The organism is Bradyrhizobium sp. Arg816 (assembly GCF_029989365.1).
In the GTDB taxonomy this organism is placed as follows: Bacteria; Pseudomonadota; Alphaproteobacteria; order Rhizobiales; family Xanthobacteraceae; genus Bradyrhizobium.
In genome coordinates, this window is sequence record NZ_JAPRAQ010000011.1 from 216,124 (window position 1) to 235,950 (window position 19,827).

The following is a 19,827-nucleotide window of genomic DNA, read 5'->3' on the forward strand; positions in this document are numbered from 1 at the left end:
CGCATTTTCGCCCATTTCGGCCTTTGATCCGGGTAAGCACCGGGTAAGCACGGAATTATCAATCAGGGCGCCTGCTGCCTCGCGATTGGGTCGATAGCGCCTCCTCAATAGAGCGCACTACAATTAGGGCCGACCTTTCGTCGAGATGCACCCCATCTGCCCAGCGGAGTTCCGCCGACGGTGGATCAACAGGCAGCCAGCGGTTCGGGTCGGGGAAAGCGCCATGCACGATGTTCTTGGTCACCCTGACGAAGCGTGAACCTTCGATCTCGGGCGAGAATGGAATTTCGATCAGGAGAGCTCTCGCACCACGCCGCTCGATGTCCGCGATGAGCCCTTTGATGAGGGCGACATTCTCGCGGGCCGGCTCGATCGGGTCTCCCGCGTTCATCTCTTTCAAGGCCCGCTCGACATAGACGCGATTGTCGAACCTGGAAGGCCCCTCTCTGATCAAGTCGCGCTGCACAGCCCGCGCCAGTTCAGGACCGGGCGGGGCATGGTTCCACGTCTCGTACGCGGCGATGGCGGTCCGCACGGGACGGAGGAAGAGGGCATCGGAGCGTGCTGCTGTGAACCGCTCGACCAGCGCACGGTCCACACCGCGCGACAGAACGTTGGTCTCGATCAGGACGACCTTGGGCAGGCCGCGTTGTTTGGCGATGATTTCAAGGCTTGTCACCGGCGAGCCGCCGGCAAGCGCTAGATTGCGAACGCCGGGCGTTGCAAAGTACTCCTCTTTGAGCCGCCACGTCACCGAGCTACCAACAAGCACGATATCGGGGGGCGGCTCTCCAACGTAACGGTTCAGGGTGATGAGACTGCCATCCCGCGTCGTCGCGACAGGCTGTTGCAGGCTGGAGCCGACCCAGATAGTCGCCAGCCGGCTTGTGAGCAGCACGGCCAGCGCCGTCATCGCACATTTGACCAGCCATGTAAGTGAAGAGGAGCGCATGATCAGAATTGGAAGTAGATGAAAGTGGTGTCGGGTCCGGCATCGAGATAGGCGAGCGCAGCGAGCGCACCGTAGAGATAGGGCTCCCAACCTCGCAGCGCCCGCGAGACGCGCTCGACCACGCCGAGATGCTGGATCAGTACTGGCAGCCCGTAAAGCAGAGCAAGGTTGTAAAACAGCTTCGTCGGGTTTGGACTATTCGTCGCCGTGAACATGCCATGCAGATAGGACATTGCATGGTCGAAATTCGGAAGCTTGAAAAAAATCCAAAGCATCGTCACGCAAAAGAACACCGCACCCATACGCAACGTTTGCACGATCGGGCCAGGGGTCCGGAATAGCGCCAGAACCGGCCGCTCGATCACGAGCAGCATGCCGTGCAGCAGGCCCCAAAGCGCATAACTCAGGCTTGCACCGTGCCAGAGCCCGCCAAGCGTCATCACGATCATGAGGTTTAGATAGGTCCGCGTCGGGCCGCGCCGGTTGCCGCCTAGCGGGATGTAGAGATAGGTCTTGAGCCAGTTTGACAGCGAGATGTGCCAGCGTGTCCAGAACTCGGAGAACGACGTCGAGATATACGGCAGGTTGAAGTTCACGGGAAGGCGATAGCCGAACAATAGCCCAAGGCCGAGCGCAATCGCCGAATAGCCGAAGAAGTCGGCGTAGATCTGGTAACTATAGAGGGTCAGCAGCAGCCAGCGGTCTTGCGTCCGCAGGGTCTCATAGAGCGGGAAGTCCATATAGGACGTCATCTCGTTGAGATTGTTGGCTACGTAGAGTTTGAAGAAGTAGCCAATCACGATCCACTTCGCGGACTCTACGAAGGGGACGTCAGCCAAGCGCTTTGGCGCGATCTGCGGCATGAATATCGAGGCCCGGGTGATCGGACCCGAGATAAGCTGCGGAAAGAAGATGATGTACAGGAAGATATCTGCCAGCTTCGCTGGCTTCTTTTCACGCGTTAGGTCAACCAGCAGGCTGATGTTGTGAAACACAAAGAACGAGATGCCGATCGGCAAGGGTAGATTTAGCACAAAATCAACGGCTGCGTTCCCTGTGCCTATCGGCGGATTGAAGAACAGAAACTTGTATTTGAAAAACGCTAAAATACCCAGGTTGAGGGCGATGCCGGCCCAAAGCCACAATCTATCGCGCGACGCCCCCACTGCACAGAGATACGTACCGAGCACCGCCACTAACAGAAGCGGAAGCAAATCGGGCTGGCCAAAGCTGTAGAAGAAGATGCTCGCGACGATCAGTACGTAAAGCTGGACCTGGCAGAGGGCAGGAACATAGTAGATGGCGAAGACCACGGCCGAAAAGACGCCAAATTGCCAAGACGTGAAGGTCATTGCTATGCCGTCTTTGGCTTCCGTGTTCGCTTGACAAGTCGCACACCGGCGCCCCCGCCATTTTCCGGGATGAACTGCACGCCGGCTTTTTCAAGGGCGGCGGCGATGGCCTGGATGGTCTCATCAGCGACTTTGATCGGGCCGCCGGCCTCCGCACGCTTCAGCGTTGGGACGGACACGCCAGCAGCCTCAGCGACCTCCGGCTGAGACAGTCCTGTGAGCGCGCGTGCTGCTCTCAACTGAAAAAAATCAACCAAGCCTATTGATCCTTTTAGATCATTGTGTATGATCCTTTTGTATCAAGACTGACTCCTGAAGGCAACCCCGATGAGCAAAGACGCCTTCCCGGTGAGCGGCGAAGTTATGTCCGCACCTATCCTCACCATCGCGAACCTCACCGACCAGCAGACCGGCCGGCTCAACCGCGATGTGTATGTTGCCATGGTCCGCCGCGAGGCAATGCGGACGTTCGGTTCGGCTGCTCCGCGCTATAACCGCATGTTCCCAACCAAGTACGCGCCACCGTCTTTGGATGCGCCGACATTCCACGATAGCAATACGCCGCTGATCGAAAGGATTAGCGTGGGTCTTTGGTCTTGAAGGCCTACTGGCGGAGCTGACCTGATCCGAAGAAGGAGGCCCGCGTGGCCAAGCTCGCGGGCCATTTCTCGCGCGCTCGGGTTTAGGGCTGGAACTCTTGGTTAGCGCTGATGTCCTAGACCAATTCCAAGGCTGCGTGCCTTCTGCCTCAGCGAGCCCTCGGATCGCTTCATGAGCTTCGAGAGTTTAGCTACCGGCGTACGGGATTTGGAATGTGCCTTGAGTAGCTTGACGTCGTCCTTCGTATACTCTTTGCGTTTGCTCTTCGTCTTTTTTGCCACTCGATTTTCTCCAACGTGATCACGCGCGGGAGTAAAGTGATCATGCGAATGCGTCAAGCGCCCGCCCCATTGGATTGGCGCGCACACCCTATTTGGACTTCACGTCTTCTTCTTGTCACCCGTGTTAGTAGGGCTGCCATCCACCGCGATAGGCGCGGTCGCGCGCAAAGGCGTAGGCCGGATTAATGCCGCAATAGGCGTTGGTACCTGAGGCGCTTGCCATACACTGATCGTAGGTCGCGAATTGGCAGTTGCCTGGGTAACCCCAGATACGTCCCTGCAGGCAATACCGATCATACAAATCCGATTGAGAGTAGTCCTGACGATACCGTCGGCCGTCTGCCGGCGAGGTCGAAGCAGCCAACACAACAATTGAGCTAGCCGATGCAATTGCGAGAAGCAGGCGGATCATCTTCATCTCCTTTGTTCCGGCTCTTCCATAGACATCCTTCCCCGTGGCCGGATCGGATTCATTCGAGACCTCATATTCAAATGCCACGCCCTCGGGGTCGTTCTCCTCGAACCATGTCTCTGCCGCATCCTGGCTGGCAAACACTTTGATGTGGTCTTTATCGCCGACCTGTTTGGCATTGTTCACGTAGACGAAGACACCCATTGATCCCTCTTCAGCTTGCGCTGGCCCCAGTGGGGTTCTTTTCCCTTCGGGTTCAACTCCGGGACATAGTATCGGTTCAGGGCCCGCATGACGCCAATACGGGCGAACATCGTCGGGCCGCCGCCTTCAGCCACCAGGATCAACGCCTGCATCGCGGCTTGCCATTCTGGCGCGGTGTGCACGTTCCTCGGCAGCGCAGCGATGTACTCGCCGGCATCGAGCAGCGTTACAGCCTGCGGCCGTCTGCCTCTATCGGCTCCTCGAAAGGCCGCCCCCAGCCACCCGTCATCCCTTGCTCTTCAAACCCTCCACGACCGCACGCTCGACCTCGGCAGCGAGCACGCTCAAGTGATCCGCCAGCCGGGTGAATAATTCGCGCTTCTTTCGATCTGTCGCCAGATCTCGGATCAGCGCGCACTCTGCCGCATCCACGCGGAGCTTTTCCGACTGAGCCTGCATGTCTTTCATTGCAGCTGCTCCGTTCCGCCGATAGAACTGTATACCCTTGTTCAAAAGTGAACAGAGCGGATTGCCGGATTTTCCTAGGCTCGGGATGCTTGGCGATCCCATTACCGCCAAGCTCTCCAACGGTCCCGGCATGTAGGGGTGCTGGGGCCGTTTTTTATCGGCAATCAAGCCGCGTCGATCATGGGCTTCCCAAAGCTTCAGGAGACTTGCGATGAGTGGCAGGGGCTGTCGCGGACATCATCTCAGGCGCGGGAGAGCGACGAACCCTGGTGAGTGTTTATCTTCTTCCTTGTTCGATGCGCTCGGGTGTAACCTGCACCCGGGCGGAGAGGCATCCGACCAGGTGTTCAGAGGTCCCCCATGCAATACGTCCACCTTGTCATCCCACTCGCTATTGGCGTGCTCGCCGGCCTGTTCTTTCTTGGTCACGGTTAGTTCCACACCGACGGGTAGGATGGGGCTGGGCGTTGGCGCCGGCCTGTTTCCCGGATGCGTTCACTGGCCGCAAGACGCAGGAGTCATTTCTGGCTGAAGAAGGGTGGCCGAGATGCTTTACCCGCACTTGTGGTTTTTGGCGTGCAGCGCGGTTCGATCGCCGGTCATCTCACCAACGTAGTCGTCAATTGCGTTCATCAGCTTCTCGCGGTCGGCGCCGCCGGCACGCCGCTTGAAGATCAGGTAATTGCGCAGCCGGCCCAGCTCTGCCAGATCCGCGGCGACATCCGCGGCGCGCGATTGCTCATCGAGTTTACGCATCCGCTCCTGGTAATACGCTCTAGCGGCTGCCCGGTTCTCTGCTTTCGTCATGCCGCCATCGAAACGCGGCGCAGGCCAGCGTCAAATTATCAATCCCTTGGGCCACGAAACGCGCGCTAGCTACTGCGCGTCGTGGGTGTGGAAAACGCGCACACTTCGAATCGAAGAGCTACTTTCGATATACCGAAATTTAGCTTGCTCCGTCGGCAAATAGCCGCGAGTGCGCTCGCTTGTCCACGCACTCGCCGCTAGTAGACCTGCAAATGTAGTCGCACCCGTTGCGGCTTTGCCGCGGCAGCCGGCGTGCCCTCGGAGGCAGCTCCAGCATGTGGACCGCGGCGTCGCGCAAGGTGTCACCTCTATCGGATCATCGAATGGCCGCCCCCAGCGCCGGTCAGCCGCAGCCGTCCCCCCTCTGTAACGGGGGCGGCCCCCATGCTCCGTCTATCGCTCATTTGGTGACCAGTGCTTGCGCCATGGCACAAGTTATGGTTGTTTCGCACCTGCAGGTTTGAGGGCCGGGGGGCCTTTTTGAATTACTCTATTGCCGGCACTCAGTCCGTTGCTCGGGCTGAGGTGCGATCCATTGTGTATATTTCTGCGCTGGCGCTTGCGGCAGCGTACTTCCTCGCGTGGCCAGTCTGGCGCGCTCAATTTTTCATTGAGATCTGGTTCACGGAGTCGTGGAATGCGTATTGGCAGGACGTAGCTGCGGCTTGGCGGCCAATTTATCCCGCGGCCGAAGCGCTGATCGGCAACAACTACCCTCCGCTGTCTTTCTATGCAGTGGGGATTCTCGGGAAACTACTGCACGTCGATAACCTCTATGTCGGGCGCTGGCTATCTTTAGTCGGGCTTGGGGCCCTGGCGGTAGAAGTCTTTCTTGCTGTGCGGATATTGACGGGCGGGAAGATCGGGGCAGCCGTCGCGGCGCTTTGGTATGTCGCCATTATGGCTCGCAATTCTACGATCTATGTTGGGGCGAATGATCCGCAGATAGTGGGCCTTGCGATCATGGGGGCTGCGTTAGTGTGGTTCTTGCGACGGACCGCAGTAGGTTCTTCACCCACGCCGGCACTCCTGCTGATGGTCGTTGCGGGCTTCTGGAAGCACAACAACGTTGCCATTCCTCTGACGGCACTGGCATGGCTTCATTTGGTCCGCAGCAAGTATGCCTATCGATCGACGCTCGCGAGCGCTGAGGCCGTGGTTGTGGGGCTGGCCGCTTGTATCGTGGTGTTCGGCGCCAACTTCATTCCGAACCTTTTAGCGACACGGCAATACGCTTGGTCGAATGTCATTGGCAACATCGGTCACCTGCAATGGTCAGCGCTGGCGCTCCTAATTTGGGCGGCGTGGGCAGTCTTTGATCGCTCTCAATCGTCTAAGTTCACGGCTCTACATATCGGCTTCGGGCTATCCACCTGCATCGTGCAATGGCTTGGCCACGGCGTTTTTGGAAATGCCGAGTTTGACTTTCTCTTTGCTCTGGCGATTGGCCTAGGTGTTGCCTTCAATCGCATGGAATCGAGTGTGCTAGCGAGGCGCATAGGTCCAAACCGATGTCGGGACGCGATGATTGTGTCGCTGTTATTGCGTCTGTTCTTGGCCGATCGGCAGGAAACCGCGCTGCTGGCGCTGAGCCCTGAGTTTCGCGAAGCGATCTACGCCAGCGAGCGGAATGTGATAGCTGAGGCTCGAGCTGTAGCCGAACAGCCTGGAGATGTGGCCTGCTTCGTAAAGCTGGTTTGCCGTCTCGCGGGTAAGCCTTTCGTCGTTGATGAGTTTAAGACTGACGAGCTTGTCGCAACCGGAAAAGCCACGCCGGCCGATATCGCGGGCATGCTGGAAGAGAGGGGTATTCGCTATCGCCCAAAGACGTTGCCGACCGGCCCGGAAGCGAGCCGGTCTATTTCCCGCTGGTGGGGTTCCTAGAGAAGTCCCGCCCCGGCATGATCCTTGAAAAGCTCAGCCTCTTGGACATACCCGCGCAGCGTATCAACTGATTTGTGGCGGCTCACGTCCATCATGCGGAAGATGGACTTGCCGGCTGCCGCGGCTGAGGTGAGGACCCCCCCCTGTGAAGCCTTAGGGCTTTGGCCGAATTTCCGCATCAGCAGGGATCTTCTAGCCGCTGGATTTCGCAGGATTGAAGCGGCCGAGCCCAAGCCATAGGTCAATAGGCCAGCGGTCGGGGACGCCAAAGCACCTTATCGATAACCGTCGCCATTAGAAGAATAGACGCGCCGTCAGTGAGATGCACTGCATCACTGGAGGTGAGATCGGCCGCCGCTGGTCCGAGCCGCGTCAGGCACCCCTGAGGATCGCAAAAAGCATCCCAAGCCGAAACGAATTCTGCCCCAAGCGGCTCGAGCTTTGCCCGCATGGCCGCATCCTGCCAATTCGGGGAAAGACCTTCCCTCGTCCTCTCCGGAAGAAGTTCCTGGTGCTGCAAATAGTGCATGATCGCTTCTTGAGGGAGGCCGCGGCGCCACACGGGGACTCGACCAAGCACCACGACACGAGCGTGAGTGCGCCGTTTAATGGCGGCCACCAGATCGGCGATGCCATCGAAGTTTATCCCCCAGTAGGCATGAAGCAGCACAATCTCTGGATTCAGCCTTATTGCGGCTTCCAAGACGCGCGCGTTATTTTTGCGGCAACTCGTGGCGACACCACCTAATTCAGGCAGGCAAGAGCTAGCGGTAAACTGGGCAATCCCAAATTGCTGCGTCTCTTGGGCGCGACGCAATCCAGGCAGCAGAGCGCCGGCCGTTGAATCTCCCCAGAGCAAAATCATGGGGTGCTTGTCGCGATCAACACACGTTTCCGCGTAGTCCGTTTGCCGGCTTAAGTCGAGGAGACATTCCCCGACGCGCCAGTTGGTGCCGTCGGTTCGAAGCGACGCTATCGCCCGTACCTCCAAAGGAAGTCGATCAGCGAAGCCATCCCAGCGCACTACGATTATGCCGACAGCCGCCACCGCGGCCATACCAGCGATCAAGCAGGCAGCTTTCAGCTGCCGACCTCGGCCAAAGCGGATTGGCCTTTCTATGGCGCGATAAGTGACCCAAGCCAAGACGAGACTGAGGCAGATAATCAGGCCCCGTTCGATTTCAGTCAGGCGATTGACCTTAATCATCGCGAAATAGACGAGCAGCGGCCAATGCCAGAGGTAATACGGATAACTGATCAGACCGATGCTAACCATCGGTCGGCTCGAAAGAATGGTTCGGCAGGCCCATGCGCCTGGTGAGGAAAGCACAAGCAACGTGGCGGCGACGGGTAGTGCCGCCCGCCAGCCTGGGAAGGGAACGGAGCTATCGAACGTCGCGACCGAGATGCAAATCAACAGCGCACCCGCCAAGGCCGTAGCGTCGTGCCACCGCCCTTCGGAGACACCACGCCAGCCTAAGGCCAGCGCTCCGCCTGCGAACAGCTCAAAGGCACGGGTGAACGGCAGATAGAAAGTCGCTACCGGATGTGTGCCGATCAGCGTCAAATTCAGCGCAAAGGAAGCCAAGCCGAGAACAAGCGACGCGCGAAACAGGATCGATCCTCTGCGCGCTGCCATCATCAAGACCAGCGGCCAGAAGAGATAGAACTGTTCCTCGATACCGAGCGACCACAAATGCAAGAGTGGCTTCTTTGCAGATTCCACGTCAAAATAGCCGGACTGCATCATGAGCGCGATATTGGCCGAGAACGCCGCACTCGCGACCGTATCGATGCCTAATTGCCGGTAGGCGTCGGGAAGCATCCACCTGTAACCCACAACCAACGTGGCGGCGAGCACGATTAAAAGCGCCGGGAATATTCGACGTGCGCGCCGAGCGTAGAAGCCGATTAGACTGAAGCGGCCGAGCCGCAGGTCTCGGGCAACAATACCTGTGATCAGGTAGCCGGAGATGACGAAAAATATGTCAACGCCGATGAACCCGCCCGGGAAGGCCGAGGGATAGGCGTGAAACAGGACAACCAGCGAAACCGCGACTGCGCGGAGCCCGTCAACGTGCGGCTTGTAAGTGCTTTCTTGAATGCCCATGTCCCAGCGCCTGCCCGGTGCCTCCGGAAACATTGGGCAATAAAGCGTAACGAGCGCACAAGAGCAACCATTGCGCGAGCGGGACTATTCCGGGGGCGGGGATCGACTAACTGGCAGGTGCTGCGCAGGTCTTTTCTATCAATCTGGTCAGCAGGTGGCCCGCGACGTTCATGTCCGCTCGGGCGGGCAGGATGCGCTGACCAGCAGTCAACTTCAGGCGGGGCAGCACCCACGTTTCCTTCATGACAATGTATCCTGGTCCGGTCCGGTGGACGTTGGCGCAAATTTCCGGATTAAGCCGTGGGGCCGGGCGCTGGAACTCAGGCTCGCGGGTCAGCTTGGCCTTCCGCCGGCGGTCGGCGTTCGCTCGAGTGAGGGCGTTGAGGCCTACCATTGATGAACCTTGGGTTGTAGTGCTAGGTTGCCGGCACTGTATTGGGGGCCGGGTTACATCGTGCGATACAAAATCTTTGCTGTACTCTTCGTTTTGTCGTCGCTCTCGCTGCCCTTCGCGGCGTTCCTGTTTGCACGAGACCCTTCCGATCCGCTGACCCTGAGGCCGCCATTTGGTCACCACGCAAACCATGCCTACGTCGTCGGCGCCTTTGCCGCATGGTCTGAAAATGACGACGAGAGGGGCGAGAAGACTTCAACAATCGCAGTCTATGAGAACGGCGTTAAACTAGGGCCCGCTCACTCTTCAGTGCCAGACATCGTCGGGCTTGGGGGTGGCCGATACAGGTACATGAAGGTTGACCCGGTCAACAACTCAAGCGGCCTGATCTTCTCCACCAGTGACAACACCGACCCAAACACAAATGGGCGGCTGTACAGGGTGTTCAATCCCAATGCGAAAAATCTCAGTCAACGGCAGCCGGCTGACTAGGACTGGCTCCCGCTTCGGTCATTGTGGCTCTGGGCGCCACATTCGCGACGGTCATCTATTTCGATGCTCGAGCCGATCGCAAGCGCCAACAGTAAGGCCACGCCGAAAGTTGAATGCCTGATGAACAGGATCACTCAAACGTTGGGCCGGACGGGGGTGTCCCTTGTTGTCGTCTCTCTTGTCTCTGCCTGCTCCAACTCAGAACATGTCGCTCCGAAGTCAGTTGCCCGATCTGGCGCGCCGTGGGCTCGAGACCTCAATGAGCCGCCCCCAAATCGAGAGCCCGCGAGTGCCGCAACTGCACAGACAAAAGCAGACCTGAACGCTGCGCGCCAGAAGGCGGTTACCAGGCGGTAGCGGCGCTGAGTCGTCCGCCAGCTTACTTGCGCTGGCAGAACTTCACGAGCGGCGGGGCTTCGGTCCCGGGCTCATGGCGGCCATCCCTCACGCCGTTTTGGCGGAATCGTGAGACAATCATCCGACGACCTACCATCTAGGCCTCTTTCGGGATCGCGCCGGAGGTGGATGCTCTTGACGGCCGGAAATTGACGCCGAGCCAACTTCCTTCAAGACGAACTGCGAGGGGGCGCCTCGAGTATTTCCGTGCACTGCTCTCTCATCTCTCTTATCAACGCCGCAATCTCGCGCCGTTGCAGCATTGCCCGCGTCGAATAATACCCGTGCTTGAAAGCGTTTTTATTCCCTTTAGGCGCTCCCGGAGACGGGCCCCCGTGCATTCTGCAACGACCGTTCGGCATCCCGGGTGCTTGGCAGGGCTTGCCGGAGCGGGTCCGCGCACCGCAGCGAGGCGCTTGGCGCATATCCAACAGCATGGGGTTGACCCTCCTGAATCTGGCCCACCCCCTCCCCGGGGGTGACGTTGGCGATGAATGCGGCCTGACCGCCCTGGTAGACGTGAACGTGCTCGACCGTGACCTTCTGCTGCCCTTTGTTGCGATGTTTCGCGAGGGCTTCGACATGAGCCGCATTGGCTCGAGTCAGTTTGGCCGCATGCCTCAGGTTCATATCTCGACCTTGCGAGGTCTGCTCCGGCAGCGCCGCCCTCCGATAGCACTCCATGGCCGCCGCGTGAGAGGCGAACAGCTGAGCTGCCATCATGCCCTCAATGACGTCCTTCGGGCTGACCCCTGCGAGAAAAGCGAGGTTGCCGTAATACGCATCCTGCCGGGTCTTCAGGCCAGGATCGCTACCGTACCAACCCGCTTTGAGAACTTGGTTGCACAGCACCTGATTCCATTCGTCGTGCTTAGACCCGCCGAGGTGGCTTAGCTGAGGTGCGCTCTTGTCCAGATCAGGCGGCGGCGGACACAAAGCTTTCCTTGAGGCTTGAGCGTCTTCGACCTTTGCCGGCTTTGCTTTGGCGCCCTTCCGCGGCACTGACTTTTTTGGTTTGGTCAATTGTGGCTCCCATTCGTAGCAGCACCCGCCAGCATGTAGACCGCAGCAAGAACCTGAATTTCGAGATAGGATTTAGTGCGGCTAAAGAAAGCAATATCTGCCACTGCTGTGAAAGCTGCGATGCCCGTTCCAACGGTCCAGTTATTGGCACTTCTGCGCGGTCCTCTACAGACTCATAGAGAAGCCCACGCAGGGATGTGGCAAAAGCTTTTCGTATTTTACGACGAGAAGTCAGTATCAAACAGCTTGCCCGACACCAGGACCGCCTTCCGGATTGTCCCTACAAACTGCTGCCCCGCGGGATCCGTCACGCCCTTAGTGTTATAGGGCGCGAGCGATTGCGTTCCGCCAGAAGTCGCTCCTGGCGGCAGACTAACCGCTGGAGGCATTGTGACAATTGAGCCGGTCACGCGGCCCCCTGCAGTTCGGAGGGGTCAACGCCATCCGCCTCGAGCCGCATAATAACCGACTGGCGCACGAATTCAGATTTGGATTGGCACTTCCGTCGGGCCGCGGAGTCGATCGCTTCCGACAGACCAGCCGGCGCACGAAATTGCACCAACTGCTCAAACTTGCGGAGATCGTCCATCTCTCGTCCTCATGCAATCTGCATGAGATTGTCAGTACGCGAGATAAGTGGGGCCTTGCCACGCTAACGCTGCGGGTGTTGCGAGTTTAGTGGAAGCTGCGAATTTTTCGGGTCGCTAGCCAGTCGGAAACTCTGGCGCTGCCGCCACCTTCGAAAGGGGCCAGCTTCGATCATTCCGGGAAGGCTAGAGACAATTACTCCAATAAAAAGTCGAGAAAGTGCAAATGCTCCCGCACAAAGACAGGACGCAGGTGGACACCGTCCGTAAACTTCGGCTCGTGTGCTCCGAAGAAGGGGGCGCACGTTTCACCGTTCCCGCAAACGTCGGGGAAGGGATCTAGGAGCTTCGCTCCGGTGCGCTCTGCGACGGCACGCAGATCAGCGTCATGCTGATCATAAATTGATCGCAAATCGGCGATTGGCACGGATTTCTGGGCGTTCGGATCGATGCGAATCCCAGTGAAGCCCCGCGTGACCATTTGTTGAGGGTTTAGAGCTGTAGGAGACTGCGGCGCACCTAGCACGAGGTAAACTGTCGCGTTCCGGTTCAGTTCACGAACATAATCTTCGAGGTTGGCGTAAAAAGCGCGCCTCCCTTCGTCTCCTCCATCCAGAGGAATAGACTTGCCCTCCCGTTCGATGAAGGCATTTTTCCTCGGCCAATAATGAGGACTGATGACGACCGCTTGCACCCTCTCTCTTTGCACCAACTCCGACAACCTGTTCGCGACGACGGCGCAGTTTGCAAATTCATCGCGGGCGGTCACACCGGGCACCAACGGGCATGCTGGGCCTGTCACGAAATAGGCACGGACCGCCAACCGCCCTTCGTCTGCGAGACGCTGCAAACGAGGGCCGTATTGGAGCATCGTACTACTGCCGGCGAGCGCGACTTTGCGCGCGCCTTGGCCGATTTGAGCCACTATGGAATTTCCGCGGCGATCATACTCAAAAACGTGCATGCCGTTCGTCGGCGCGTAGGTCTCGTCGAGAGTGGCGGCATTCATCTTTTCGAGATCGAGGCTGGCGTGAAAACGCTGCGGCACACCATCTATGACCCATACCGTCAAGCCAGAAGCGCCAAGCACGGCAACGCAGGCCGCGACAATGGAAGTGCATCGCAAGCGATTTGGATTAAGGCGAACAGGTCGTTCAATGAAACGGTATGTGGCCCAAGCTAACAGCAAGCTCGTGATCACAATTCCGAAGGCCATAAGGGAGGTCGGGGGCTTCCCTCGGATAACATAAGAGAAGGCGATCAGTGGCCAGTGCCAGAGGTATAGGGGATAGCTGATAAGGCCTATGGACACTGCGACGCGGTTTGAAAGTATAAATTTGTTAACAACGGCATTTGATCCGGCTAGAATGATCGCTACCGAACCCACTACGGGCAGCAAAGCGAGCCAGCCGGGAAAGCGCATCTCCGATGCAAACAATCTCGCGGACATCAAAATGGCTGCTATGCCCGCCAATGAAATTACGTTCTTAAGGCCTGCCTTGAGATTGATGTCTGGGCGCCAAGCCAGTGCTGCACCGGCCAGCAGTTCCCAGAAGCGTGAGGCCGGCAGATAGAAATCGCTCGACGTGTCAGTGAGCGAGAGTGCGATATTGATCGCAAAGGAAGCCGCCAGCAGCCCAACTATCAATCGCCCGATCGCAGCCTTTAGTTTGAAGGCGACCCAAAGCACTGCTGGCCAAAGGATATAGAACTGCTCCTCGATGCCCAATGACCAAAGATGCAGTAGCGGTTTTGAAGTAGCAGCACTGTCAAAATATCCGCTCTCGCTCCAGAGTGCGAAGTTAGACAGGAAGCTGGCCCCGAAAAAGACTTGCCTGCCAAGTTGAGCAAGCTGCGATGGCATCAATACGACGAAGCCATATGCCAAGACGACGGCGAGGCAAACAGCGAGAGCGGGAAAGATGCGCCTGACGCGGCGCCCATAAAAGCTCGTTAAGGAGAATCGGTGATGCTCGATTTCGCTGAACAGGATCCTCGAGATCAGATATCCGGAGATGACGAAGAACACGTCTACGCCAACAAAGCCGCCAGGAAGCCACGCTTCATCAGGGAACGCGTGAAAGATCACCACCAAGAGCACAGCCACCGCCCGCAATCCGTCGATATCGGGGCGATAGTTGTGGACGATGGTGGTCGTGCTCGCTGGTGGAGCAATGTCGCGAAGCATCCCCCCAACCACGGTATGGATCATGCCGCTCATTCCACGCCAGGTAGATGGTAGCCTGTTCTTCCTTACGTATCTAATTGTTTCAAAATATGTCCGTCACCCGAAGCCAGCCCTATGCCTGACGAAGCTGAAGCTTTTTTAGCGGCACCTGGAATATTCCGCTCGGGAGAGGGAAACCGTGGTCGTGGGGCGCCTTGGCAAAATCGGACGTTCGCGGGTCGGATTAGCCTTTAGATCGGCGCTTCAGACTTCGGTCACCGCATGCCCTGTCTTTCTCGACATCTGGAGGACTTGGGCGCGAGCAGGCCGAAGCGCTCAAAGTACTGAGCCACTCGGGGACGCGAATAATCCCCGCTATGATATGCCGCGAGCGCAGGCGCGTCGCCATCCAGAAACATAGCCAGAGCGACCTGACTAACAACCCAAACGCCGCCACCGACCCGCCGGCCAAGTCCATGCTGAGGGCACCAGTTCCGGATCGTCGTCTCCGACTTCCCAGCCCTCTTGGCTGCCGTGGCCAGAGTGATCCCTTCCCTAGGATCGTAGGGCGTGAGCACCTTCAGATGAGCATCCTCAGACGCTTTCACGTGCGACCGTCCTGAGCAGCGTCGCCAAGGGGCCCGCCGAAGCGCCCGACCTTGCCAAGGCATGTTGGATTGTCTCGATCGGGCAGCCATGCTGCAGAGCCAAGGACGCGACGATTGCCGCGTCCTGAGCGTTGGTTTCGGCAGCGGTACCGACCTTCGTCCCGTTGATGAATACCTCCGCGATCCGGCCATCCTCGAACCGGCCGATGCCGCCGGTATAGGACTGACCGTCGCATTCGAACCGGAAGAGCCAATGAGCTCGACGGTCCTTCAGGCGGGTTCGAAAGCCCGTCATTGCGGACCTCCAACCTTTCCATGGGCGCCCAAATCATCCTTAGGCGCCCTTGTTTGGGAGGGGGCGCCCATGGGATTTTGGGGCGCCCATGGTGCATCGGACAGCTCCAATACGTAGCGGGAACCGGGACCAAAGCCGTCGCGGGTGGACTTGATGCCAAGCTCATTTCGGGCATCACGGAAGGCCTTGCTCTTGCTCAGCCGCTTGTCGTCCTCGAGGAGCGCCGCCGCTCGAGCTTGGCGTTCGACCTCCAAAACGTCCACCGGACCACCCGACAGGATGTCCTTCAGGAACTGCATGACATCCTCTTTGCTGCCGCCCGACTGGCCCTTTTTCGTCCCGCGGTTCTCGGAGGCGGTCAGCGCTTCGTCGATCGACTCGCTGACGTGGTCACCCTCGAACATGACGTTCGATGACATCACGTCGTCCCCGACCAGGCGCTGCTCGAGCCGGAAGGCCAGCCCCTTGCACTTCTTGCCGAGGTTATTCTTGGCCTGGAGTAAGAACCGACGCTCATCGTCTTCCGGATCTTCGATGACCGCAAAGGCCGCACGAGCTGCAGCCACGAAGGCGATGGACCCGGCGAACCGGTTCAAGGCACTCTGGTTGCCGCCACCTCCACCCTTGTTGAGGTGCGTCACGGCGACCACGGCGATGCGCAGACGGTTAGCCATGTCGGCCAATGGCTCCAGGACTTCGCGGGTTTCCACATTTCCATTGCCGTCGCTGCCGCCCATGTACGCCGAGATGGGATCGACGATGATCAGCCTGACCGTGCCGATTTTCCTCGCCATTTCTTCCAGGAGATCGACGTCCGTCTTCAGGCTGAACGTCTTCCGACCCGTTCCGTCCGGCTTCGTCGCAGCAGAGACGATGTGAACGCGCTCGCGGTCAGCTCCAGCGGCCATGAGCCTCGGGATGATGGTGTCTTGCACACCATCTTCCGCAGACATGAAGATGACGTCGCCCGGGAGCGTCGAGCCCTCGCCACACGGCCAGTGGCCACCGTTCGAGACGGTAGCCGACATGAACGCTGTCAGTTGGCTCTTGCCCAAACCGGGCGGACCACCCAACAGGACGAGCTTGCCCTCCGGGATACGGCCGGGCCAAACCCAGACCAACTTCTCCGGCTCGAGGTCACTGGCGCGATGCGCAATCAGTCGCCGCTTTGCTGGCTTCGAACCAGACGATGCTTGATCCGGCTTCCGCGTCGGGGCGACAGCTCGTTCCGCATACAGGCCGATCAGTTCTTCGATCTCACGTCCATCTCGACCGAAGTGCCCGTGAGCGACGGCGATTTCGGACAGACGGTCGACCATCACGTTTTTGGGCACCCACTGGCTCACCACGGCATCTGCCAGCGTTGCGGCCGCTTCCGTGAAGACGGCAAGCTTGGCATCCTGAGACGCCAATGCCACGCTGCGCTTAACCTCACGCAATATTTTCGCGGCTGTGGGCCCATACTGCCGCTCATCATGGGGGCATGCGTCAGCTGCTTCGTCTTGACGGCCTTCAGGGCGCTCCGGGGCCTGAGCGTTCGCGGACAGAGCGTCGGCGCGGCGCTGTAACTCCGCTGCTGTCAGTGGCGCGCGTGATTGATGAAAATTCATTACGCAGCCTCTGCAACAACGGTGATGAGCGTTTCGAGTCGATAGCGGCCATGCGTTCCCGGAAACGAGTCGCGGTGCGGTTCATACTCGGTGGTGATGGTCAGCCCAGCGCGGCGGAGCTTGAAGATATAATGCGACCAGCGCGGCGCCGGATGGTCGATCGTGGTCACCCCTCGGGATCCTGCCTCGATCAGGCGATGCAACGTCCATGCCTCGCGACCCGTGAAGGTTATCTGCGACCCGCTCGGCATACGGATGGTGATGTTGCTCATTGCTCCACCCCCGATCCGATGCCGGCGAGGCTTGCGATCAGATCAGCGACCGCGGGGTGAACGCGATACCGGCGTGCGACGTAGCTGCCGGCCCTCGTGCTGGGACGCACGACCACGATGCGCCAATTGAACAAGGGCAGATCGGAGACCGATTGTGATTTGGGGTGTCGTTTGCTACAGGTTTTCAAGTTCGAGACTTCTAGAGAGCCCGGTGCGCACGACCAGATCCGCCAAGATGAGGATCGTGCAGCCGGGTTTTCGTTTGAGGTGGTATGGGTTAGGCGACGCGGCGAACTTCAGATGTTGATCTGATCAGCGGGCCGATCTTTTTCTGGGCCCAGGCGTCCAGCCCCGAAACGGGGTACAGGGGGAAGCGCCCCGCAAGTCGAAAAGGCGGCCCTTCCGAACTGACGCAGGCAAGCTTTGCCAGCGTCTTGGGTGAACAGGGAACGTTGTAATTTTCGACGACGTACTTCGCCGCTTGCTCGCGTCGCAGATGACGCTCGCCAAGGGCCTCGCTTCTTTCTTCAGGCATCTGGACCTCACATTCGTCGCGGATCACTCTCCGCCGATGTGAGGTCATAGATCGCGACGCTGGGATAAGTCGCCCGATTGATGGGGAGATTTGCCGAGAGCCGCCGAGAGATATAAAGGCGCGTTATTCACTCGGCGCTTTTTTAGCCTCTTCCTCCCGGAATCGTCGCGCGAGGCGCTCGGCCTTACTATCGACCGTGCCGGCGCCGAAAGCGCGAACCGCCAATTGGCGAGCGGCTTCTTCCGCCGAGGCTGCTCTTCCTTCTGCAAGCAGCCGCTTCATTTCCAGGAGTAACGGCGCATCTAGCGAAGCATAGGATCCCTGCCCAGGCCTTCTGCCCCTAACCTTGGCTTGGTCCTCCGAGCGTATAGCTGAAGTTTGTGGTGGAGCATCTGCGGGGGCAGCGAGACCGTCATCTTGAGCAGCCGGCGTCACCTCCGCGAGCGGCCAAAGGGCCTTCACATCCAATCGCGAAAACCTAACGTCGCGATAGACTCGATCCGGACCGGCTAGCAACGCTTTCCCGGACAGCTCTTTCGCCCGACGTAGCCTCGGCCAAAGATAGTGGGGAATTTCTACGAGCTTGCCATCGAAGTCTCTTGCATTGGCGCACTCAAATCCTGAGGCTTGGATTTTTCCTTCCCCCGCCCCCAACCAGAGGCCGTCGATGGAAACTTCAGGAGCAATACCCTCGCTGCGAACTACCATCTCAAGCCCGTGCCATGACGAGGACCCCCACGGCGTGAGGCGCCACTCGCCTTTTTTCAGACGACGATCCAAGTCCGGATCATTTGGCGCAACCTCGCCATTTTCAAGATTTCTTAGCGCAAGCCTCCCTACCTCAGCCAGCGCGGCTGGGTCAGTGTAAAAACTCCAATCGGCACATTCCTCTCGAAAGTCATTCCATTGTTGGCGGACGTAACCGAGGTCGCCCCAGACAATCCACGCAATCGTCATTGTGATGGACCAATGCGAAAGCTTGTCAGGATCGTATCGCTCCTCCACGGGCCTAACCCGCCGCGCGCGAGCCTCTTCTCCCGAGGTCGGGGGAGCTTCATCTTCGAACAGCATTATTTGTCCCTCCGCAGAGACAGCCCGCAAATTGACGACGCGGCAGCTGGTGCGGAACAGCTTTTCGGGAGCTACCCTAAAAGCACAAAGGCGTGTGGTGCTGCGGGGCGCGTGTTGATGTTGGACTCGGTACGGTAGCTCACCGTTATATTTGCCGCGACCTCCCCGGCAGCGCAACTGCGGCGACAGGATCAAAGGTCTCGGCTTAACGAGCCGCTCGTATTAGAGCTGAAACCTCGCCCCTTCGATCGATTGAACTCGGCGCTGCTCTTCGACGGCTAAAAGACCCTGGCCGATGCAGCGGAAGTTGCTCTAAGTAGCTGCAATTGTCTCAAAGTCCCGTTGTTGCCCAATTTGGCGCCCGTCCCAGTCCTCTTGTCGCGTAGAAACCACGAGGTGGCGCACATCGCGAGGGGCACCGTGGGGTCAAGGGTTCTGGATGCGTTGACGGTTGCTGCATTGATTGTCATCCTCGGCACCTCCGCATGGACCATTCGCGAGGTAGGCAAGAACAACCGCGCCATTTATCAATTGAGCGAGCGCGGCCAAGCTTTCGAAGCGGCGAGACAGCTTGATGCGGCTCGAGCTAGCGAGCGCAGCCAAGCTTTCGAGACTGCGAGGAACGTTGATGTTGCGCGGGCTTTCGACGTGCTTAATGCCAAGGTAGATCGCCTAAAATCAACAACCATTAGTCACGAGCATAGCGACGTGAGGCGATTCATGATTGCGGGGCACCTTGCAAGGGCCGCTAATCCGATTGTCGTGCTAGGGGATAGCATCACAGAAGCCGCCGACTTGCCGGAAATGATCTGCGGTCACGTCGTAGTCAACGCTGGCATAGGGGGGGCGGGTGTAGATGATTTGTTAGCCGTTGCGCCATCGCTACTCGAAGGTAAAGCTCTCGCGCTTGTGGTGATAGCTATCGGCATCAATGACGCATTCGCTGCTGAAGGGCAAGAAACGCGGTTTAGCGCCTCATATGCCACCCTCTTGCAAAGCCTGGCTAGTGTTGCGCCAAAGCTTGCTGTCGCCAACATTCCGCCGGTTGCACCCAACGCGGCTCTTACAAAGGCGGCGCACCTGGACGCGGGGCTGATCGATCGTTTCAATCTCCTGTTGCCTGATCTTGCCAAGACGGCTCGTGCATCGTTCATTGACTTGCACGAGGCCGTTACAGCTAAGGGCCAGCCCGAAACGCTTGATGGCGTACACCTAGCTCCCAGCGCGTATGAGCTATGGGACGCGGCTATGCTCGCAGGCATCAATAAGGCACTGGATTGCACCGGCCGTTAGCTCGGAGTAGTCAT

23 protein-coding genes are annotated in these 19,827 nt (G+C 58.7%); 4 read left to right on the top strand and 19 right to left on the bottom strand.

Annotated features, from left to right (window positions below; all coding sequences use genetic code 11):
• Window positions 1-58: 58 nt before the first annotated feature.
• From OWC48_RS26375 to OWC48_RS26385, 3 genes are read right to left on the bottom strand one after another with little or no spacing between them, the layout of a single operon-like run.
• Window positions 59-913, bottom strand: a complete 855-nt coding sequence (locus OWC48_RS26375) for a hypothetical protein (protein ID WP_282522578.1) — start codon at window positions 911-913, stop codon at window positions 59-61.
• Window positions 914-954: 41 nt separating this feature from the next.
• The gene (locus OWC48_RS26380; protein ID WP_282522579.1) at window positions 955-2,304 is read right to left on the bottom strand and encodes an MBOAT family protein; all 1,350 of its coding nucleotides are present in this window, start codon (window positions 2,302-2,304) and stop codon (window positions 955-957) included.
• A gap of 2 nt (window positions 2,305-2,306) precedes the next feature.
• The gene (locus OWC48_RS26385; RefSeq protein WP_282522580.1) at window positions 2,307-2,561 is read right to left on the bottom strand and encodes a helix-turn-helix domain-containing protein; all 255 of its coding nucleotides are present in this window, start codon (window positions 2,559-2,561) and stop codon (window positions 2,307-2,309) included.
• Window positions 2,562-2,631: 70 nt separating this feature from the next.
• Here OWC48_RS26385 and OWC48_RS26390 point away from each other — a divergent pair, with 70 nt between their 5' ends.
• A complete protein-coding gene (locus tag OWC48_RS26390) occupies window positions 2,632-2,904 on the top strand; it encodes a hypothetical protein (protein ID WP_282522581.1) in 273 nt (90 codons plus the stop codon).
• Between the two features lie 101 nt (window positions 2,905-3,005).
• On the opposite strand, the gene OWC48_RS26395 is transcribed toward OWC48_RS26390, so the two are convergent.
• From OWC48_RS26395 to OWC48_RS26415, 5 genes are all read right to left on the bottom strand, one after another.
• A complete protein-coding gene (locus tag OWC48_RS26395; RefSeq protein ID WP_282522582.1) occupies window positions 3,006-3,185 on the bottom strand; it encodes a hypothetical protein in 180 nt (59 codons plus the stop codon).
• A gap of 124 nt (window positions 3,186-3,309) precedes the next feature.
• Window positions 3,310-3,597, bottom strand: a complete 288-nt coding sequence (locus tag OWC48_RS26400) for a DUF3551 domain-containing protein (RefSeq protein WP_282522645.1) — start codon at window positions 3,595-3,597, stop codon at window positions 3,310-3,312.
• A gap of 182 nt (window positions 3,598-3,779) precedes the next feature.
• Window positions 3,780-3,953: a hypothetical protein gene (locus OWC48_RS46955; RefSeq protein WP_306664477.1), complete on the bottom strand. Its 174-nt coding sequence runs from the start codon at window positions 3,951-3,953 to the stop codon at window positions 3,780-3,782.
• A gap of 133 nt (window positions 3,954-4,086) precedes the next feature.
• Complete coding sequence (locus tag OWC48_RS26410; protein ID WP_282522583.1) at window positions 4,087-4,269, bottom strand: hypothetical protein; 183 nt, start codon at window positions 4,267-4,269, stop codon at window positions 4,087-4,089.
• A gap of 552 nt (window positions 4,270-4,821) precedes the next feature.
• On the bottom strand, window positions 4,822-5,076 hold the full coding sequence (locus OWC48_RS26415) for a hypothetical protein (RefSeq protein WP_282522584.1): 255 nt from the start codon (window positions 5,074-5,076) through the stop codon (window positions 4,822-4,824).
• 480 nt (window positions 5,077-5,556) lie between these two features.
• Here OWC48_RS26415 and OWC48_RS26420 point away from each other — a divergent pair, with 480 nt between their 5' ends.
• Entirely contained in the window at window positions 5,557-6,960 is a 1,404-nt protein-coding gene (locus OWC48_RS26420) for a hypothetical protein (RefSeq protein WP_282522585.1), read from the top strand.
• Window positions 6,961-7,201: 241 nt separating this feature from the next.
• Here the strand turns inward: OWC48_RS26420 and OWC48_RS26425 are convergent, their stop codons facing one another.
• Window positions 7,202-9,070 (bottom strand): acyltransferase family protein, encoded by a 1,869-nt coding sequence (locus tag OWC48_RS26425; RefSeq protein ID WP_282522586.1) that lies wholly within the window; start codon window positions 9,068-9,070, stop codon window positions 7,202-7,204.
• Window positions 9,071-9,176: 106 nt separating this feature from the next.
• Window positions 9,177-9,314, bottom strand: coding sequence for a hypothetical protein (locus OWC48_RS26430; RefSeq protein WP_282522587.1), 138 nt, complete (start codon window positions 9,312-9,314; stop codon window positions 9,177-9,179).
• A gap of 210 nt (window positions 9,315-9,524) precedes the next feature.
• Here OWC48_RS26430 and OWC48_RS26435 point away from each other — a divergent pair, with 210 nt between their 5' ends.
• Window positions 9,525-9,956 carry a hypothetical protein gene (locus OWC48_RS26435; RefSeq protein WP_282522588.1) on the top strand — a complete coding sequence of 144 codons (432 nt, stop codon included), beginning with the start codon at window positions 9,525-9,527 and terminating at the stop codon, window positions 9,954-9,956.
• 566 nt (window positions 9,957-10,522) lie between these two features.
• Here the strand turns inward: OWC48_RS26435 and OWC48_RS26440 are convergent.
• From OWC48_RS26440 to OWC48_RS26480, 9 genes are all read right to left on the bottom strand, one after another.
• The gene (locus OWC48_RS26440; RefSeq protein WP_282522646.1) at window positions 10,523-10,777 is read right to left on the bottom strand and encodes an HGGxSTG domain-containing protein; all 255 of its coding nucleotides are present in this window, start codon (window positions 10,775-10,777) and stop codon (window positions 10,523-10,525) included.
• Window positions 10,662-11,375, bottom strand: coding sequence for a hypothetical protein (locus tag OWC48_RS26445; RefSeq protein ID WP_282522589.1), 714 nt, complete (start codon window positions 11,373-11,375; stop codon window positions 10,662-10,664). The genes OWC48_RS26440 and OWC48_RS26445 overlap by 116 nt, the downstream gene beginning before the upstream one ends.
• 406 nt (window positions 11,376-11,781) lie before the next feature.
• Complete coding sequence (locus OWC48_RS26450; protein WP_282522590.1) at window positions 11,782-11,964, bottom strand: hypothetical protein; 183 nt, start codon at window positions 11,962-11,964, stop codon at window positions 11,782-11,784.
• A gap of 194 nt (window positions 11,965-12,158) precedes the next feature.
• The gene (locus OWC48_RS26455; RefSeq protein WP_282522591.1) at window positions 12,159-14,174 is read right to left on the bottom strand and encodes an acyltransferase family protein; all 2,016 of its coding nucleotides are present in this window, start codon (window positions 14,172-14,174) and stop codon (window positions 12,159-12,161) included.
• A 549-nt stretch (window positions 14,175-14,723) separates the two neighbouring features.
• On the bottom strand, window positions 14,724-15,032 hold the full coding sequence (locus tag OWC48_RS26460; RefSeq protein ID WP_282522592.1) for a hypothetical protein: 309 nt from the start codon (window positions 15,030-15,032) through the stop codon (window positions 14,724-14,726).
• On the bottom strand, window positions 15,029-16,642 hold the full coding sequence (locus tag OWC48_RS26465) for an AAA family ATPase (protein WP_282522593.1): 1,614 nt from the start codon (window positions 16,640-16,642) through the stop codon (window positions 15,029-15,031). The genes OWC48_RS26460 and OWC48_RS26465 overlap by 4 nt, the downstream gene beginning before the upstream one ends.
• Window positions 16,642-16,914, bottom strand: coding sequence for a hypothetical protein (locus OWC48_RS26470; protein ID WP_282522594.1), 273 nt, complete (start codon window positions 16,912-16,914; stop codon window positions 16,642-16,644). Before OWC48_RS26470 ends, OWC48_RS26465 begins: the two co-directional genes overlap by 1 nt.
• A 277-nt stretch (window positions 16,915-17,191) precedes the next feature.
• Complete coding sequence (locus OWC48_RS26475) at window positions 17,192-17,449, bottom strand: hypothetical protein (protein ID WP_282522595.1); 258 nt, start codon at window positions 17,447-17,449, stop codon at window positions 17,192-17,194.
• 123 nt (window positions 17,450-17,572) lie between these two features.
• The gene (locus OWC48_RS26480) at window positions 17,573-18,520 is read right to left on the bottom strand and encodes a hypothetical protein (RefSeq protein ID WP_282522596.1); all 948 of its coding nucleotides are present in this window, start codon (window positions 18,518-18,520) and stop codon (window positions 17,573-17,575) included.
• Window positions 18,521-18,916: 396 nt separating this feature from the next.
• Here OWC48_RS26480 and OWC48_RS47090 point away from each other — a divergent pair, with 396 nt between their 5' ends.
• Window positions 18,917-19,813 (top strand): GDSL-type esterase/lipase family protein, encoded by an 897-nt coding sequence (locus OWC48_RS47090; RefSeq protein WP_282522597.1) that lies wholly within the window; start codon window positions 18,917-18,919, stop codon window positions 19,811-19,813.
• Window positions 19,814-19,827: the final 14 nt, after the last annotated feature.